Annotated in this window: 14 protein-coding genes; 6 read left to right on the forward strand and 8 right to left on the reverse strand. The window is 41.1% G+C overall.

All coding sequences use genetic code 11. The annotated features are described in order from the left end of the window. Positions 1–75: 75 nt before the first annotated feature. From PSE83_RS13125 to PSE83_RS13140, 4 genes are all read right to left on the reverse strand, one after another. Entirely contained in the window at positions 76–1,794 is a 1,719-nt protein-coding gene (locus PSE83_RS13125; RefSeq protein ID WP_094962470.1) for an amidohydrolase, read from the reverse strand. Positions 1,795–1,895: 101 nt separating this feature from the next. Beyond that, complete coding sequence (locus tag PSE83_RS13130) at positions 1,896–3,248, reverse strand: APC family permease (RefSeq protein WP_004906043.1); 1,353 nt, start codon at positions 3,246–3,248, stop codon at positions 1,896–1,898. A gap of 806 nt (positions 3,249–4,054) precedes the next feature. Beyond that, positions 4,055–4,948 (reverse strand): EamA family transporter RarD, encoded by an 894-nt coding sequence (rarD, locus tag PSE83_RS13135; protein WP_004906041.1) that lies wholly within the window; start codon positions 4,946–4,948, stop codon positions 4,055–4,057. A gap of 158 nt (positions 4,949–5,106) precedes the next feature. Then, the gene (locus PSE83_RS13140) at positions 5,107–5,577 is read right to left on the reverse strand and encodes a thioesterase family protein (protein WP_036958798.1); all 471 of its coding nucleotides are present in this window, start codon (positions 5,575–5,577) and stop codon (positions 5,107–5,109) included. Between the two features lie 155 nt (positions 5,578–5,732). Here PSE83_RS13140 and pldA point away from each other — a divergent pair, with 155 nt between their 5' ends. From pldA to PSE83_RS13165, 5 genes are all read left to right on the forward strand, one after another. Beyond that, on the forward strand, positions 5,733–6,626 hold the full coding sequence (gene pldA, locus PSE83_RS13145; protein WP_004906038.1) for a phospholipase A: 894 nt from the start codon (positions 5,733–5,735) through the stop codon (positions 6,624–6,626). A gap of 110 nt (positions 6,627–6,736) precedes the next feature. Next, the gene (gene recQ, locus PSE83_RS13150; RefSeq protein WP_004906037.1) at positions 6,737–8,563 is read left to right on the forward strand and encodes an ATP-dependent DNA helicase RecQ; all 1,827 of its coding nucleotides are present in this window, start codon (positions 6,737–6,739) and stop codon (positions 8,561–8,563) included. A 20-nt stretch (positions 8,564–8,583) separates the two neighbouring features. Continuing rightward, positions 8,584–9,579, forward strand: coding sequence for a lysophospholipase L2 (pldB, locus tag PSE83_RS13155; protein ID WP_004906034.1), 996 nt, complete (start codon positions 8,584–8,586; stop codon positions 9,577–9,579). Positions 9,580–9,592: 13 nt separating this feature from the next. Next, positions 9,593–10,405 (forward strand): sugar/pyridoxal phosphate phosphatase YigL, encoded by an 813-nt coding sequence (yigL, locus tag PSE83_RS13160; RefSeq protein WP_004906033.1) that lies wholly within the window; start codon positions 9,593–9,595, stop codon positions 10,403–10,405. A 256-nt stretch (positions 10,406–10,661) separates the two neighbouring features. Further along, positions 10,662–11,465 carry a tetratricopeptide repeat protein gene (locus PSE83_RS13165; protein WP_004906030.1) on the forward strand — a complete coding sequence of 268 codons (804 nt, stop codon included), beginning with the start codon at positions 10,662–10,664 and terminating at the stop codon, positions 11,463–11,465. Positions 11,466–11,468: 3 nt separating this feature from the next. On the opposite strand, the gene PSE83_RS13170 is transcribed toward PSE83_RS13165, so the two are convergent. The 4 genes from PSE83_RS13170 to rsgA form a co-directional block, all read right to left on the reverse strand. After that, complete coding sequence (locus PSE83_RS13170; protein ID WP_004906029.1) at positions 11,469–11,807, reverse strand: hypothetical protein; 339 nt, start codon at positions 11,805–11,807, stop codon at positions 11,469–11,471. 8 nt (positions 11,808–11,815) lie between these two features. Then, entirely contained in the window at positions 11,816–15,157 is a 3,342-nt protein-coding gene (gene mscM / locus PSE83_RS13175; RefSeq protein WP_004906027.1) for a miniconductance mechanosensitive channel MscM, read from the reverse strand. 33 nt (positions 15,158–15,190) lie between these two features. After that, complete coding sequence (asd, locus tag PSE83_RS13180; protein ID WP_272660906.1) at positions 15,191–16,087, reverse strand: archaetidylserine decarboxylase; 897 nt, start codon at positions 16,085–16,087, stop codon at positions 15,191–15,193. A 156-nt stretch (positions 16,088–16,243) separates the two neighbouring features. After that, positions 16,244–17,296: a small ribosomal subunit biogenesis GTPase RsgA gene (gene rsgA, locus PSE83_RS13185; protein ID WP_004906021.1), complete on the reverse strand. Its 1,053-nt coding sequence runs from the start codon at positions 17,294–17,296 to the stop codon at positions 16,244–16,246. A 111-nt stretch (positions 17,297–17,407) separates the two neighbouring features. Between rsgA and orn the strand changes: the two genes are divergently transcribed. Further along, the gene (gene orn, locus PSE83_RS13190) at positions 17,408–17,953 is read left to right on the forward strand and encodes an oligoribonuclease (protein WP_036958796.1); all 546 of its coding nucleotides are present in this window, start codon (positions 17,408–17,410) and stop codon (positions 17,951–17,953) included. The last annotated feature ends 299 nt before the right edge of the window (positions 17,954–18,252 follow it).

Here is an 18,252-nt window from a genome sequence, read left to right on the forward strand (position 1 = left end):
GTGCCCAATTAAAAACACCCCAAGATATTATTTAATCTTTGGGGTGTTTATTTAATTAGTTATCTAAATAAACAATTAAGCAATATGTACAGTTTTTCCACCAATAATTGTACGTAATACTTTTACATTTTCAATATCATCAGCAGGGATCTCAAATACATTGCGATCCAATACAATCATATCAGCAAATTTTCCAGCCTCTAATGAGCCGAGTACATCTTCACGGTGCTGTGCATAAGCAGAGTCAATGGTTGCAGAGCGCAAAACTTCAATTACCGTCAAGTCTCGGTCATTATCGAGTCTCGGTGCTTTTTGACCATTAATATCGCGGCCACGGCGTGTCGCTGCGACTTTTAAATCATACCACTCATCGAAATCATCGATTGGCCAGTCACTACCAAATGCAACAACCGCGCCAGCATCGACAAACTTAGCGATGGGTTCAAGTTGCTCAAAACGTTCATCACCGAGCATTTTTTTCTCAAAAGCCGCTAGCTCTGGAGTTGGGGCTGCCCACTGGAAAGATAAACAAGCGATGGTTTTTAAGCGCGCAAAACGGGCGTAATCATCCGCATGGACTAATTCATTGTGAGCGAGTCCTGGGCGAATATCTTTTTCTGGGTGCGCTGCTCGCATTTTTTCAATCGCATCTAATACGATGGAAACGGCACCTTCACCAACAGTATGCAAGTGAGGGTCATAGCCTGCTGCGGCAATTTTTTCCATTAATTCATCAAGAATTTCAGCTGTGAAATACAGGTCACCATAGTTATCCGTTTCTACCCAATTAGGCGTGTCATCTGTGCCTTGATTAATGCGGTATGGCTGCAATAACGATGCTGTCATTGTTGGAAATTGCATGACACCATCAACAAACATTTTAATATTATTCAAGCCAATACCTGGGGTTGGTGTCCAATCAGCTTGGTGCCATTTTTTGGCAAATGCAACGGCTTTATCCACGGCTGCCGCTACTGAAGCAACATCTGGTGTTTCATCGGGGGTGATTTCACGAGCAGCTTGGAAACGGATCGTAAGGTCGCCACGTTGCTGTAATTGAGAAAAGGCTTCAAGCTGTTGTTCTGAAACGCGGGCATCCATCACCATAGTCACACCTTGCTGGTTAAGTACTTTCTGTACTAATTCAGCAACTTCAATTGCTTGGTCGTCACGAATTGAAGGAATGCTATCGGCAGCACGCATAGCGGGTGCATCTTCAAGGATGCCATTCAACTCACCGTTCTCGTATTTGCCAATTTTACCATCAGGTGGCTCAGGCGTGTCTTTAGTGATACCAAATAGTTCGAGAGCACGGCTATTGGCTAGCAATGTATGGCAGTCATTTGAAAATAATACGACAGGGCGTTTTGTATTGAGCTTGTCCATATCTTCACGATACATATCAACACCCGCCGGGATCATTCCTTGACGTAGCCATGCAGTGACTTTGAGCCAATCATTTTCCCCGGTACGAGGGTCTTTATCGAGGTGATCTTGTACACGCTCTAAAATTTGCTCGATAGTTAACGATTCATAATTTAAATGACAACCGAAGAGTTGAATACCGCCCCAAAAAGGGTGCATATGACCATCAATGATACCAGGCATCATCATTTTGCCTTCGAGATCGATACTCTCTGTTTCAGGGCCAACATACTGATGAAGTTCATCAGAAGTGCCTGTGGCAAGAATGTAACCATCACGAACAGCAACCGCATCGACAACGCGATTTTTATCATCCGCAGTATATATATAACCGTTAAAATAAATAACGTCAGCTAATTGATTATTCATTGTAAACCGTCTGTATCAGTGGTGCTTTGGTGGCACCAGAGCTAAAAAAACAACGGGGAAGGCAAGTGCTCCCCCGTAATCATTTATAAGACTTGAAATGCTTAGTTAATAATCATTTCAGTTTCATCGTCAGAGATTGCAGGTGGACGACGAGTAAAACCATGGGTCAGCAGTGCTAAGTAAATTGCTCCTGCGGCTAGCCACCATAAACCCACTTTAAAGGCTTCGCTATCAAGGCTTGTCCATAACCATAATGTTAGGATAACACCAATAGAAGGCATAATCAGGCAAGTGATAATTTTTGTATTATCCAGTGGTGCTTTACGGTCAATGTAAAAATGTTTAATGACCGATAAATTCACAAAAGTGAATGCAATTAAGGCACCAAAACTGATCATTGAGGCGACCATGCTGAGTGAAAGCACTAATGAAAGCAGTGATGCTAACGCAACAAAGATAATTGAGTAAATCGGTGTATTGAGTCTTGGATGCAGATAAGCAAACAGCGAACGTGGTAACACGCCTTCACGGCCCATCGCATAGAAAATACGTACAATACTGGCTTGTGAGGTCATTGCTGAGGCAAATACACCGATAACATAAGCGGTGATAAAGCTAGAAGCCATCATCGCACCACCAACTTGTTTCATTACCGCAAGGCTAGCAATATCGGTATTAGGAATGAAATCTTGCCACATCGGGTAAACCAAGTGCGCACCATAGGAAATGATGACAAATAGCGTACCTGCGATAAACACGGTGTATAGAATCGCTTTTGGTAACGCACTACGTGCATCTTTGGTTTCTTCTGCCATGGTGGAGATCGCATCAAAGCCAAGGAAGGCTAAGCAGAGTACCGCTGCACCAGCAAATAACCCTGATACTTGTTCTGACATTACCGTAATAGGTGCCAATAAAGCATCAGTATCCAATACAAATGAAGTTTTAAAACTTAAGTATAGGAACACTGCGATAAATACAAATTGCATTAAAATGATTAGCATATTCATTGAGGAAACTAATTTAATTCCCAAAATATTCATAATGCTAACAATTGTGATGGTACTGCAAATAATCACATACATTGGGATATTGGGGAACGCTTCATGAACAAAGATCCCAATTGCAATGTAGTTAATAATTGGCAGAAAGAGATAGTCGAGCAATTGTGCCCAACCCACTAAAAACCCGAGTGTGCCGCCAAAGGTTTTTTGCACGTATGAATAAGCAGATCCTGAAAGAGGAAGTGCGCTTGTCATGCGGCAATAGCTCATGGCGGTAAAAAAGACGGCAGCTAATGTAATTAAATAAGCGATAGGCAGATGGCCCTCACTCAATACAGTTACTTGTCCATAGGTGGTGAAAATTCCGAGTGGCACCATATAAGCCAGCCCGAAAAAAACTAACGCAGGAGTGGTCAGTACGCGTTTCATTTGAACGGTATTCTGTTGCATTTTTAAGCCCTTCCCAAAAGCCCTTAACAACGTTAACTCTGTCTGAATGCACAGGCCGAGTGAACCTAAAATGCAGCCGTACTCGTCATACTTCGAATCACAACGTTGTTGGCTTCACTCGTTCGCACTAGTCACATACTTTTGTATGCTCCTAGCGACTCTTTTGCTTGCCGCCTAGTTGTGTTTTCGAATTATTTAGAGTCTTAACGCTACATGGTTGTATTAAATTAAATCTTAGAACCGTCTGCATTCAATTTCAGAAAACCTCGCACCAGGACATTTTTAAAATGAAATGTCATCGTGCGCACTTTAATGAAACGTCAGTGATGAATCGGACCATCACCATCCGCTGGGGTGAATACAAGCGGCGTACAATATAATTACCAAGTTCCTATTAAGCAATCATTAATTGAAAAAAAATAAACAACTACTTTTATTTCAAAGAGTTGTTTGATGGATGTGTTTATTAATTGAAGTGGATTTAAGATAAGTTAAATGATAGCCATTATGTATAGAAAATCAAGATGAATTTTTTCTGTTTAACTTATTGATTTTATGTGGTTAAATTTATTTTGTTACAATTGCGTATATATAGATAAGAACAAAAAGATTTAAATTAATTTTGATTTATCATGTGGTAGATAAAGAATTTACCACTTAATTAAATAGCCTATTTGCATTAATTAAATTAACTATTTGAGTTCCATATAATGAAACACCGACTTCGTTTAGAATATAAAACGAGAGTCGGTATTTAATATTAACGCTATTTACCGGCTATCTGAGTTTCTGTAAACAGTTACCCATTATTTTTTTCTCAGTTTCTGCTGGGTATATAATGCATCTAATGTAAATAAAATTAATGCAACCCAGATAAACCCAAAAGTGACTAACAATTCAGGTGTCATAACTTCACCGTACACAAAGACGGCGAGTAAGAACATAATACTTGGCCCCATATATTGGAAAAAGCCTAGCGTTGAAAGCCTTAAATGGTTAGCTGCTTCTGTAAATAGTAACAATGGCACTGTAGTAATTACCCCGGCAGCAATCAGAAGTGCATTCAAATGCCAATCATTCATTGCCATATCACTCGTTGGACTATCTGCAAAAAATAATAAGAAGATAATCCCGACAGGAAGCAGCCAAAGTGTTTCGAATGTCATTCCTGTTTGTGCGTCGACCCCTAATTTTTTACGTAATAATCCATAGGTGGCAAATGTAACAGCTAAACTTAGCCCAATCACAGGCACTGAGCCAAATTGCCAAAGCTGGATCAATACACCTGTTAGTGCAAGACCAACAGCAATCCACTGCATGCGGCGAAAACGTTCTTGTAAGAATAGCATTCCAAACAGTACGTTAACTAGTGGGTTAATAAAGTAACCTAAGCTAGCTTGTAGCATATAACCATTATTAACTGCCCAAATATAAATTAACCAGTTACAAGCAATTGTCGTTGCCGTTACACCAAGAACTAATATTTTCTTTGGTTGCTTTAGTACTTGGCGAACATAACTCCAATGCCGTGAAACTGTTAATAATAAAATCATAAAGAAAAATGACCAAATAATACGATGAGTCAGGATTTCTTCTGCGGGCACTTCTTGGATGCTTTTAAAATAAATAGGTGCGACACCCCAAATAAAATAGGCGCCTAAGGCACATAACACGCCTTTGGTAGTATTTTGCTGGCTCATTGTTGGCTCTGAAATTGAATTAAAGACTAAAAAGATACTTATACAGAGAGACCGAGCCGATTTAAGCGGCTCGATTTTTGATACCACTAATGTGACATTGCTCAGGTTTTTTTACAAGTTATTAGTTTAGTAGGTGACTAATTATTTATATTTTATTTCTATCCAACCAGATAAGTTGCCGTTGCTGTTGCAATATGCTGGTTGTTTTCGTTATGAAGCTCGCAGCGGGTAACGGCTATTTTATTGCCGTCTCTTAATAAGCTAGCACTAGCAGTAAAAATTTGCCCTCGACCGGGGCGTAAATAATCAACTCGTAAGTCGATTGTCCCCATTCGGGACATTTTATCGACAATCTCGGTGTGGGTTAATGGATTAATACGCTGCAAAATACGATTGATGCATACCATCCCCCCTGCAACATCTAAAACCGAAGCGATCACACCGCCATGTAAAATGTTCTGAGTAAAATTACCAATTAATTGTTGACGATTTTCAACAGTAAGCTGAACAAAATCATCATTTAAACTTATTAATTTAATACCAAGTAGCTGGTTAAATGGCATTTTATAAATAAATGCATGGCTCATTAAGTCACTGGCTTCTTCTAAAGTATAAGTACGGTCATTCATCGTTTTCATCCTTTAAAAATATGTGAATAATAAGTTAACATTATGTGTAAATTATGTCTCTAACAAACGAATGAATAATCTTTCAACAGTTATTCAGTTTTGTGTGTAAAATAGGACAAACTTTTTTTGGACGATGTTGAAAATAGGAATGACTAATGCGCGCTTTACCGATTTTGTTAAGTGCAGTGCTCTGCTTTTGGTCTGCTTCATTGTTTGCGACTGAAAATACAGGTGTTCAGCCTGAAGAAGATGTCAAAAATACCTTGCCAATACGTGGAAGCATCATTTCAGGATTACTGCAACACCATGATAACCCATTTGTGCTGTATCCATATGAATCGAATTATATCCTTTATACCTATACATCCTCGATGAATAAAGAAGCCATTTCTAGCTACAATTGGGGTGATGATGCGTTAAAGGACGAAGTTAAATTTCAATTAAGTTTAGCGTTTCCATTATGGGCGGGTATTGCGGGTGATGACTCAATTTTAGCTGTTTCTTATACTCAGCGTTCTTGGTGGCAACTAAGTAATAAAAAAGAGTCTTCACCATTTAGAGAAACTAACTATGAGCCTCAAGTGTTTGTTGGCTGGTTAACCGACTACCAATTTGCGGGTTGGACGTTGCGTGAGATTGAAACAGGTTTTAACCACGAGTCAAATGGTCGTTCAGAGCCTACGTCTCGCAGCTGGAACCGAGTATATGCAAGGGCAATGGCGCAAAATGGTAACTGGCAAGTTGATCTCAAACCTTGGTACCGGATTCATGAAAGTGAAGGGCGTGATGATAATTCTGATATTACCAAATATATGGGTTACTATCGCTTAAAAGTAGGGTATGCGTTGGGAGACAGCGTGTTTACTACGACTGGGCGCTATAACTGGAATACAGGGTATGGTGGTGCAGAATTGGGGTGGAGCTATCCAATTAGTAAACATGTGCGTTTTTATACCCAGTTGTTTAGCGGATATGGTGAGTCGATGATAGACTACAATTATCGCCAAACACGTTTTGGTATCGGTGTTATGCTAAACGATATGCTGTAATGGAAAAAAAACTCAGCTCTCTATTTTGTTCTGAGTTGAATACCAAGTCATGAATCAACAACTTCGCTGCTCAATTGGGCAGCGGCTTGTTTTATCGATTGAGGAAGTTTGTGTCCACTGCTTGCGTCATTAACCAACTTTCATTGGCTGAACATGTGCTCAATAGTACATTCGGCTATCAGTCATTTCGCCCTGGGCAAGATGCCGTCATTGGGGCTATTTTGGATAACCGTGATTGCTTAGTGTTAATGCCAACAGGGGGGGGGAAATCCCTTTGCTACCAAGTTCCTGCTTTAGTTAAAGAAGGTGTCACACTGGTCGTTTCGCCATTAATATCATTAATGAAAGACCAAGTTGACCAATTAAGGTTACATGGGGTTAATGCTGCGTGTTTAAATTCATCGCAAACGTCACAAGAACAACGTCAAATCATGGAACTGTGCAGTCAGGGGGAAATAAAATTACTGTATGTTGCTCCTGAACGGTTGTTAACTGATTATTTCTTAAGCCAATTAGCAGGATGGAACATCACCTTGCTAGCAGTGGATGAAGCCCACTGTATTTCCCAATGGGGACATGATTTTCGCCCTGAATACCGCGCACTAGGCCAATTACGGCAATCATTACCTAATGTACCCGTGATGGCGTTAACCGCAACTGCGGATGAAACCACACGTGCAGACATTATTCGTTTATTAGAGCTACATGAGCCATTAGTCCATGTGAGTAGCTTTGATAGGCCAAATATTCGTTATACCTTAGTCGAAAAATATAAGCCTTTAGATCAACTTTGGTTTTTTATTAAAGGGCAAAAAGGAAAAGCGGGTATTGTTTATTGTAATAGTCGCAGTAAGGTTGAAGAAACGACAGAGCGCTTGCAAAAGCGAGGCTTAAGTGTTGCGGCATACCATGCAGGGTTAGACGCTGCCCAACGGGAGTGGGTACAAGATGCATTTCTAAAAGATAACCTACAAGTTGTCGTGGCGACAGTGGCTTTTGGGATGGGAATTAACAAATCAAACGTTCGGTTTGTCGCTCATTTTGATATTCCGCGTAATATCGAAGCGTATTATCAAGAAACAGGGCGGGCAGGTCGTGACGGTGTTGAAGCCGAAGCCATTTTATTTTATGACCCTGCAGATATGGCATGGTTACGTCGCTGTCTTGAAGAAAAGCCTGCGGGTATGCAGCAAGATATAGAACGGCATAAGCTGAATGCTATCGCGGCTTTTGCTGAAGCACAAACTTGCCGCCGTTTGGTGCTACTCAATTATTTTGGTGAAAATCGCCAGCAGCCTTGTGGCAATTGTGATATTTGCTTAGACCCACCAAAACAGTACGATGGGTTAGTGGATGCGCAAAAAGCGCTGTCCTGTATTTATCGTGTTGGTCAGCGCTTTGGTATCGGCTATATTGTTGAGGTTCTGCGTGGCGCTAATAATCAGCGTATTCGTGACTTAGGCCATGATAAACTGCCCGTCTATGGCATTGGTAAAGAACAAAGTAATGAACATTGGGTCAGTGTGATTCGCCAACTGATCCATTTAGGTATGATCACACAGAATATTACGCATTTTTCAGCGCTTCAATTAACGGAGGCAGCACGGCCAATATTACGTGGTGAAGCTGCACTAAAACTCGCAGTTCCTCGTGTTTTAGTGGTAAAAAGCCGTAATCAACAAAACAAAATTTATCATGGCAATTATGATAAAAAGCTCTTTGCTAAACTGCGTAAATTGCGTAAATCCATTGCAGATGAAGAAAATATTCCGCCATTTGTGGTGTTTAATGATGCAACATTAATAGAAATGGCTGAGCACACCCCGACTTCACCTGCCGAATTACTGTTAATCAATGGTGTTGGCGAACGCAAGCTCGAACGTTTTGGAGTAGCATTTATGGCGCTTATCCAAGACCATCTTGAAGGTTATGAATGAATAGATAAGGAAACTGCAGGATGACGCCTGAAAACCTAAAAGAGAGTTGGCTGAATCGAGAAACTCAATTTTCTGCTTTTACAAATGGCCCGCTTTTAGATTTCTGGCAACACCGTGAAGAATCTCAATTCGTGGGGGTTGATGATATCCCCATTCACTATGTCCGTTTTATTCATCCAAAGCATCATAAAGCGATTGTCATTTCACCGGGGCGCAGTGAAAGTTATGTGAAGTACCCTGAAGTGGCTTATGATTTTTATCATTTAGGCTATGATGTGTTTATTATTGATCATCGTGGGCAAGGGCGATCAGGGCGCATGTTAGCGGATCCTCAAAAAGGCCATGTTGAAAAATTCACTGATTACATTGACGATTTTGAAAAGTTCATTGAGCTTGAGGTTAAATATCGGCATTATCCAAAATGTTATGCATTAGCTCACTCAATGGGGAGTGCTATCTTAGCTGGGTATTTGTTGCGAGATAACGTCACTTTTGATGCTGCAACCTTATGTGCGCCGATGATTGGTATTAATTTACCGATGCCTCGTTGGATGGCGAGCTTTATTGTTGATAGAGCCGAATCTCGCGAAAGTGTCCGCAATGATTATGCGGCTTCTACTGGGAAATGGCAGCCATTACCTTATTTAATCAATGTATTAACACACAGCCCAGAGCGTTATCGGCGCTACTTACGTTATTATGCCGATTATCCTGAATTGCGCTTAGGTGGGCCGACTTACCATTGGTTACGTGAAAGTTTTGTGATTGGCGATGAGCTAATTGCGAAAGCGGGAGAAATTGATGTGCCACTGATGGTGTTGGAAGCCAGCGAAGAAAAAGTGGTCAGCAATAAAGAGCTACAAGCTTTTTGTCAAAGCCGACAAAAAGCGCAAATAGGACGAGAAGAAAAATTACCTCTCATCATTGAAGGGGCACACCATGAAATCCTATTTGAAGTGGATGCATTAAGAGCGATGGCGCTTAATGCTATCTGTGATTTTTTTGAGCAGTATTAGTTAGGGTTTGAATATGAAATATCCTGTAGTTGCTTCCGATTTGGATGGGACACTGTTATCTCCCAATCATGATTTAACGTCTTATACAAAAGACACCTTGAAACAGCTAGTGACTTCCCAAGATGTGCATTTTGTGTTTGCAACAGGCCGTCACCATGTGGATGTTGCTCAAATCCGTGATGGTTTAGGCATCGACGCGTATATGATCACATCTAACGGTGCACGGATCCATAATACCCGCGGTGACTTAATTTTTGAGCACAATGTTGATCCTCAAATAGCTCATGAACTGTGTTTGATGGAATTTGATAACCCTGAACTTATCACTAATTACTACCATGGTGATGATTGGTTTATCAACCGGGAAAGCCCTGAACAAAAAGAATTTTTTAAAGAATCGGTATTTAACTACCAGTTGTTTGACCGCCATAATTTTGTCACTTCTGAAGTCTGTAAAGTTTACTACACCAGTGAAGATCATGACCTGCTGGTGGATTTACAGCAGCGCATTCAAGCACGCTGGCAAGATAAAGTGAATGTCACGTTTTCATTGCGTAGCTGTTTAGAAGTTATGGCTGGTGCTGTTTCTAAAGGTGAGGCTCTGAAGCAAGTTGCGGCACTACATGGCTATACACCGAGTGATAGTATTGCTTTTGGCGATGGCATGAATGACAAAGAAATGCTGACTATGGCTGGAAAAGGCTGCATCATGCAAAATGCTCATCAATTGCTAAAAGATGCGTTACCACACATGGAAGTCATTGGTTCGAATAGTGATGATGCTGTTGCTCGTTATCTGAGAAATAAATACCTTAATAACGCATAATTTATTTTGTTATTTGAAATAGAGGAACCAGATAGGCAATATGTTTATCTGGTTTTTTATTATCTCAATTAGATGAAAAACGTAAGTTCCCATAGCGAAAATGCAGCGAAACGTGCTTTTTGTGAAATTTAGGCCACTTTTCCTATTTTTTCTGACAAAAAGTAAATTTAAACTAGGGGGATGAGTGTTTCGGTCGATATTAATGGATAGCACTGTTTTCACAGGTTGCATATTGCACTGTTGAGGGTTCCTTAGGATGAAAAAAATTGCGTTAGCACTGTTGTTAGGCTCGATTTGTTATAGTTCTGTTTTAACCGCTAAACCTACCACTGCGCCGGCACCGGCGACAGCAGCACAAGAACCCTCGATTGAACAAATTACGCAGTTAGCACAAAAAGGTGACCCTAAAGCTCAATTTCAGCTAGGAGAGCGTTATTTTAAAGGTTTAGGTGTTTCTCAAGATTCTAAAGCAGCGGCTGAGTGGTTTATTAAGGCGGGGAACCAAGGGAATTCAGATGCACAGTTTCGCTTAGGTACGATGTTTGTAAATGGTTTTGGTGTGCGTCGTGATTATGACAAAGCGATGCTATGGTATGAACAAGCAGCGGCTCAAGGTGATACCCGAGCTGAAACCAACATGGCTATGATGTACGCACAAGGCTTAGGTGTCAGTCAAAACCTAGAAAAAGCGGCATTTTGGTTTAGAAAAGCAGCGCAAGGCGGAAATATACTTGCTCAATTCCAAATCGGCCAAATGTACTCGATTGGGAGTGGCGTTGATTTAGATGACGAGAAAGCAGTGTTTTGGTTTAGAAAAGCCGCGAAACAAAAGGATGCCAAGTCTCAAGACCGCTTAGGTGTCATGTATTCTGAAGGACGTGGTGTGAAGAAAAACTTGCAGCAAGCCTACGCATGGCTTGCAACTGCGGTGTACAGCGGCAACGCAGAAAGTCATCGTCTACAAAATAAGATTGCGGCTCAGTTAAGCCCTGAAGAATTACAGCAAGCACAAAAATTAGCGGAAGGTTATATTAAATCGTATGGTTTTAAAGCCAGCTAATGATTAAGCAGATGTGTGGGATACGATTTTGTATCCCACCAGTATGACGACAGATAATACAAGATAGCACCAAGAAAGCCGATAAAAACGATTGTTTCCCCAGCCTCGACGAATAGCTAGTTGTTGCTGTTGTGATGATAGCTTGCTACAAAGTACACGAAACCCAACGATATAAAACGCACAATACACTTGCCAAAGGTACAGTGTATTAAATGCAAAAGCTTTCCCAACAATTAATAAGATAATTAATGGAATTAAAAAGAATAAAATCGACCCAATACGTTCAAGTTGGGCGATCCTCAACATCACTAATTCGTCTTTTTCATTTAATTGTAATGGCATAATACGGCTTACAATTCCCCTGACTTACGACTAGGATTACGCCCTGAAAGATTGTTTGTCGCACTTTGCAGAGAATTATCACGGACATCCACCCTTGCTTGGAATGGTGGGAATGGCAAGGTAATTCCTTGTTCAGCGAAGGAAACTAAGATGTTTTGGTGAATTTCATGGCGCGCAGGTAACCGATGGCCCATTTCAGCGGCATAGACACGTAATTCAAAAATCTGAATACCTTGTTGTAAATCAACAAGATATACTTCAGGTGCTGGGTTATCTAAAATCATCGTAGAGCGTTTGGCTGCACGTAAAATGGTATCTGTCACTAATTCACTATTGGCATCAGAAGGTGCAGGAATAGTCATGACAATACGTGTGATCGTGTCAGACAGTGACCAGTTAATAAATTGTTCAGTAATAAATGCCTTATTTGGCACAATAATTTCTTTTCTATCCCAGTCTGTCAGCGTAGTAGCACGGGTGTTGATCTTGGTAATACTCCCCGTCAAGTTACGGATAGTTACTGTGTCTCCAATCCGGATCGGTTTCTCAAATAAGATCATTAACCCTGAGATAATATTGGCGAAAATTTCTTGTAAACCAAAACCAAGCCCGACCCCCATTGCCGCAACAAGCCATTGCAGTTTTGACCACTCAATTCCTAACATAGAGAAGCCAACAATGGTCCCTATAATAGTTATCGTATACTTTGTTAATGTGCTAATGGCGTAACCAGTACCTGGTGTTAAATCCAAATGTTGGAGTACGGCCAGTTCAAGCAAAGCCGGTAAGTTACGAACCAATTGTGCGGTAACGATAATAGTCAAAATGGCAATGAAAATAGAGCCCATGGTGATAGGTTGTACGGTATCAACGCCATTAACCGTTGATGTCACATCCCATAAGCGAATATTTTCAAGAAAAGAGAATGCGGTATGTAGCTCGGACCACAGCCAAATCAATGAGACCAAGGCAATCATGGTTAAAATCGAACGAACTAACCCAACGGATTGGGTACTGATGGTATCTAAGTCGATAACCTGTTCTTCGATATCAATATTTCCTTCGCTACTGGCGTTTGCTTGCTGGTTATCGTCCTCACCTTTAGCACGTTGAGCTAATATCTCAGCACGGCGTTGTTTCGCACGCTCGAAGGCTAATTTACGGCGCTGCATTGACATCCAACGGCGGATCGTATGATAAACGATAAGGATAACAAACCAAATGGCGACAGAGGTTTCTAAACGAGCAAGCAAGGCCTGTGAAGTTGAAAAATAACCTAAAATGGAGAAGAACCCAGCAACGATAGGTGCGAGTAATATCATCCACCATAATGCTTTATTAACAATATTCTCACCGGAGCCATGTCTATCTAAGTAGAGAGGGATTTGTGAGCGGCGTAAGTTGTTGGTAATTAAGCTAAGTGCGACACATAAAAAGATAAAGCATAAGCGGCCAATACTAGCTGCAAATTCCCTATCGCTATAATGTTCAAAGGTAATAATTGCCATCACGAGTGGAACGATGACAAAAATCGCCATTCGGTAATAACGCATCGCACGTTTAACAGAATCTTTGTCCCAACCGAAGTGAGAAATAAATAACCCAGTAGGGCGAGAAAAGGTTTCGCTGATCATAAACAGCCATAGTAAAGGTGTCGTCGCACTGACACCATAACCTATCGCTGCGGCCATGGGATATTGCCATGCACTTTGTAAGCCATAACCGATGGCTGACCACATCATAGGGAGAGGAAGAGCAACAATTATTGACCAAAAAATAGTTCGAATGGTTAAGTAAAACCGGTCTTGTGTCACCTTACCAATCCGTAAACTGGATCGGTCAAGAAATGCTTGGTAGTGCTTGCGAGTGCTAATACTGAAAATGACTAATGCAATCGAACCTAAAAGATACAAAAATGTATCTTGTGTTGTCAGCATAACACGCAGAGCACCGGCCAGTTGGGACAAGGTATCCAGAGAAAGTAATTGAGTAATATCCGTTACTAACATGACAGGATAGCTGATGCTTATTGGCGGAACATCTGCGACCCAGAAAAGATAACGGTTTGAAGCATCTTTGACTTCTTTTAATGCATCGGTCAATTGCCCAGTGGCGACATTGAGCTTTGTTAGCTCTAACATTTCAGCATCGAGACCTGAAATTAAAGAGGTTAGTAGCTCACGGCGGGTTTTAATCAATGACTGATAAACTTGTACTTGAGCTGTATTGAGCTCATGCTCGCTTTCTTGCTCGGTTGTATCTATTTTACTTAGCCTATCGAGGCTATCTTCATAATTTAAGCGTTGAACGCGTAAATCAGCCATTTCCCGATCAAGCTGTTGGCTCTTTGGAATATCAGGCAAACGGGAGAGTTGTGTTCTGAGCGCTTCCCCTAATGTACTTGAGCTGCTGATCCACTGAGCTTGCTCGCGAATAGTTGTGAGCGCTTGTCGAGCATCGCGGATACTCGTTGAAATTTCAGCTTGGCTATTGGTGATTGCGCTCATGCGCTGTGCCTGAGCGGTTAATTCCTGAGACATTTTACGGTTAATATCAAGCTGCTCAGTTAAAAATGGGGTCAGTTCACCTTGCGCAGCCAACATCTCGGTATGTTCTAACGCTAAAATTGCTTTTTGTTGGCGTTGGGTATTTTGGAAATCACGCAGGTTTTGTAACTCAAGTTCCATACGTTGATAGCGTTTTTTGTATAACTCCAACGTAAGGCGTGAGATTTCTTGGCGGTTATTGGCAGAAAGCTGCGCCATTTCCAGTTCATTAACTGTTGATTTGCGAGCACTTACTTCGGCTTGAGCTAACGTGTACTGGGCATCGGCTAATGGCGTTGAGGGTGTACTCAGAGACTGAAAGCGCGAAGAGGCTTCAGTGAGTAAGCGTCTAGCTTCAGAAAGTTGTTGTGGCAGAATACTTAGTGATTCACTGATTTCGCGGCCTTTATCTTGCTCTTGCTGAGTTAAGCGGCTTTGATCGAGTAATTGGCTGCTAAGCTGAATAATACGTTGTTCAAGTTCACCTAAGCTGATACCCACAGGTATAGGTGCTGGTTCATCACTTTCATTGAGGATTTTTTGTCTTATTTCTTTGATAATTCTAGGGAAGTTATCAATGGCTTCTTGATAAGACTTGGCCTTTGCATCGGAATCACGTGTTTCACTCATCCAATTCAAAGCACCCTGTAATGCTTGTGCTATCTCTGCATCTTTGGGGTTGGTACTTGACTCAAGTTGTTTGAGCTCCTGCTTAATCTGTGCTTCATCCTGCGCTGCAGTCGGTGCTGCAACGGAAGAAAAAACGATTAACAGGCTAAGAAAAAAACTGATAATCACACGCACAGTGAGGAGCTCCTTCAAGGGATAATAATTTAATTAAGCGTCAGCAGGTTCTTCTGTTACTGTATTTGCAACAGTTTCAGCGAGTAATTCGCCCATACGAGTTGCATAACCGGGGATCAGTGATGAATTAAATGTCACTCTGTTAGGTTCAAATAAATTAATCACTGTTGAGCCCAGTTTAAACAGCCCCATTTCCTCACCTTTTTTCAAGAAAACGGCACCTTCAGAGTCCAACTCAGGGTAAACCCAGCGCTTAATGACGCCTTCACGACTGGAATTGACGCAACCGCTCCAAACCGTCTCAATACTACCAACGATGGTTGCACCTACAAGGATTTGTACCATTAAGCCAACAGGGGTGTCAAAAACACAAATCAAGCGTTCATTCCGTGCAAACAGGTTGGGAACATTTTGTGCCGTTAATGGATTTACAGAGAATAAATCGCCTGGCACATAAATCATCTCTTTGAGTAAACCATCACATGGCATGTGTACACGGTGATAGTCACTTGGGGAGAGGTAAGTGGTAATAAAGTCACCACCACGAAAATGCTCTGCTAATTGGTATTGGCCAGCAAGTAACGCTTCAACTGTGTAATTATGGCCTTTAGCTTGGAAGATAAGGTCATCATTTATTGGGCCTAATTGACTAACTGCACCGTCAGCAGGTTGAGCAAGTTGGTGTTCTTTCTCCACAATTGGGCGAGCGCCTTCTTTTAGCAGACGGATAAAGAAATCATTAAAAGTGGCATAAGCAGTAAGCTCACTTTTTTGCGCTTCATTCATGTTCACTTTATAGACTTTTGCGAACAGTTTAATTGCCCATTGCGTCATGAAACCCGCATTGCGACTTGCGAACCAGCCTGCAAATTCAGTAAGACATTGTTTTGGAAGCATATATTGCAAGCGAATTTTAATTTTATCTAGCACGTTAACCTCTGATTTTTAAAGGTATGTTAGCAAAAGGGCGGCTATTGTACACAGTTTACTCGTCATATTTCAAACGGCCGCATCATTGGCTAACCATCATTAAATTATTTAGAGCGGGTTTAGCGTTAGTGAGTTATTTGTAAGCACTCACTAACATTATTTATCTTTCGCCGTAAAATTACCACGGGGTTTGATTTGTTCCATGCTTTCTAAAATGCGATGGTAGTTTTCAAAGCGTGATTCAGCAATTTTATTTGCTTCTACGGCTTCACGTAACAGGCAACCAGGGTCATCTAAATGTTTACAGTCACGGAATTTACAGCCACCAAGGTAATCTTTAAATTCGACAAATCCTTTGGTCACTTGTTCCGTTGTTAGATGCCATAAACCAAACTCACGGACACCAGGGGAGTCAATCACATCGCCGCCCAATGGGAAGTGATATAAACGAGCTGTTGTTGTTGTATGTTGTCCTAGCCCTGAGTTGTCTGAAACCTCATTAACTAAAATCGCTTCTTCGTTATGTGGGAGTAATGCATTTAATAAACTGGATTTGCCCACACCAGACTGACCAACAAATACAGATACTTTACCTGCTAGCGCGTTAGTAAGCGCTTCCATGCCTTCATTGGTATGGCTTGAAACTTCGAGAACTTGATAGCCAATATCACGATAAATTGTCATTAAATCGCTTACCCACTCACGGTTTTCGTCGTCGAGTAGGTCGACTTTATTGAGAACGATAACAGGCTTAATCCCGGTGGTTTCGCAGGCAACTAAATAGCGGTCAATAATATTCAGCGAAAGCTCAGGTAAAATAGCTGAAACCACAACAATTTGGTCAATGTTAGCGGCAATCGGTTTTAAGCCATCATAATAATCGGGACGAGTTAGAACAGAACGGCGCTCGTGAACCGCTTCGACGATGCCATTTACTTTGATATCACTTTGTGTGTTCAAGGCTGGTCGCCACACCACATTATCCCCTGTAACGAGGGACGAAATCGTTCTGCGCAAGTTACAGCGTTGGATAGTCCCGTCACTTGCTTGAATATCAGCATGCTGCCCAAAACGGCTAATGACTAAGCCTTCTTGCGCTTCACCTAATTGGCTATCATCAATTTCAACTGTTTTTTGCTTTTTAAGTCTTTTTTGATGATTTTCTTGAACTCGGCGCTGTTGGCCTTTCGAAAGTTTCTGTTTAGCCACCTGTCCTCTCTTTACTATGGGCTGTATTTTAGGGGGTTACTCACGCCTGTCACTGATGGCATGAAGAGTGCTATCATACCTTAACTTCATAGAATGCAGTTAGGGTATATCATGCAAAAGAATGAGAATAATTTAATTTGGATCGATTTAGAAATGACGGGGCTCGATCCTGTTCGTGATCGTATTATTGAAATAGCGACCATTGTAACAGATAGTCATCTTAATATTTTAGCAGAAGGCCCTGTAATTGCAGTACATCAAACGGATGAACAACTCGCTTTGATGGATGAGTGGAATGTAAATACCCACACTAATAGCGGCTTAGTTGAACGTGTACGTAAAAGTACCGTGAGTGAGCGTGAAGCTGAGTTAGCCACGATTGCGTTTTTAGAAAAATGGGTTCCTCAAGGGGCATCCCCAATCTGTGGTAATAGTGTTGGGCAAGATAGACGTTTTTTGTTCAACTACATGCCTGAATTAGAAAGCTATTTTCATTATCGCTATCTTGATGTCAGTACATTAAAAGAGCTTGCTCGCCGATGGAAACCTGAAATTCTAGCGGGTTTTACTAAGAAAAATACTCATCAGGCCCTTGATGATATTCGTGAATCAGTTGCTGAGCTGGCTTATTATCGAGAAACATTTATTAAAGAATAAATATTAAATTAACGAATAAGCCGCTTAACTAAAAGTGTCCAACTTTGTGGGTTCACTTCACTTGAGCGGCTTTCATAAGCTGTTCTCTCCCAATAAGTTAACAATGTTAACTTATTGAAATCAATTTATTACAACGGGTGTTGATAAAATCACCATTGTGATTGAATTGTCAGCAAACGAATAAAAAAATAAAAATTTTGAGTGTAAGGGCTTGCTAGTATCTGAATTTTTCGTATAATGCGCTCCCCGTACCGATGAAGTTTTTGTTATTGAGTCGGCACGTGAAACATCACAAAAAT

This window comes from Providencia sp. PROV150 (assembly GCF_028481025.1).
GTDB classification, from domain to species: domain Bacteria; phylum Pseudomonadota; class Gammaproteobacteria; order Enterobacterales; family Enterobacteriaceae; genus Providencia; species Providencia hangzhouensis.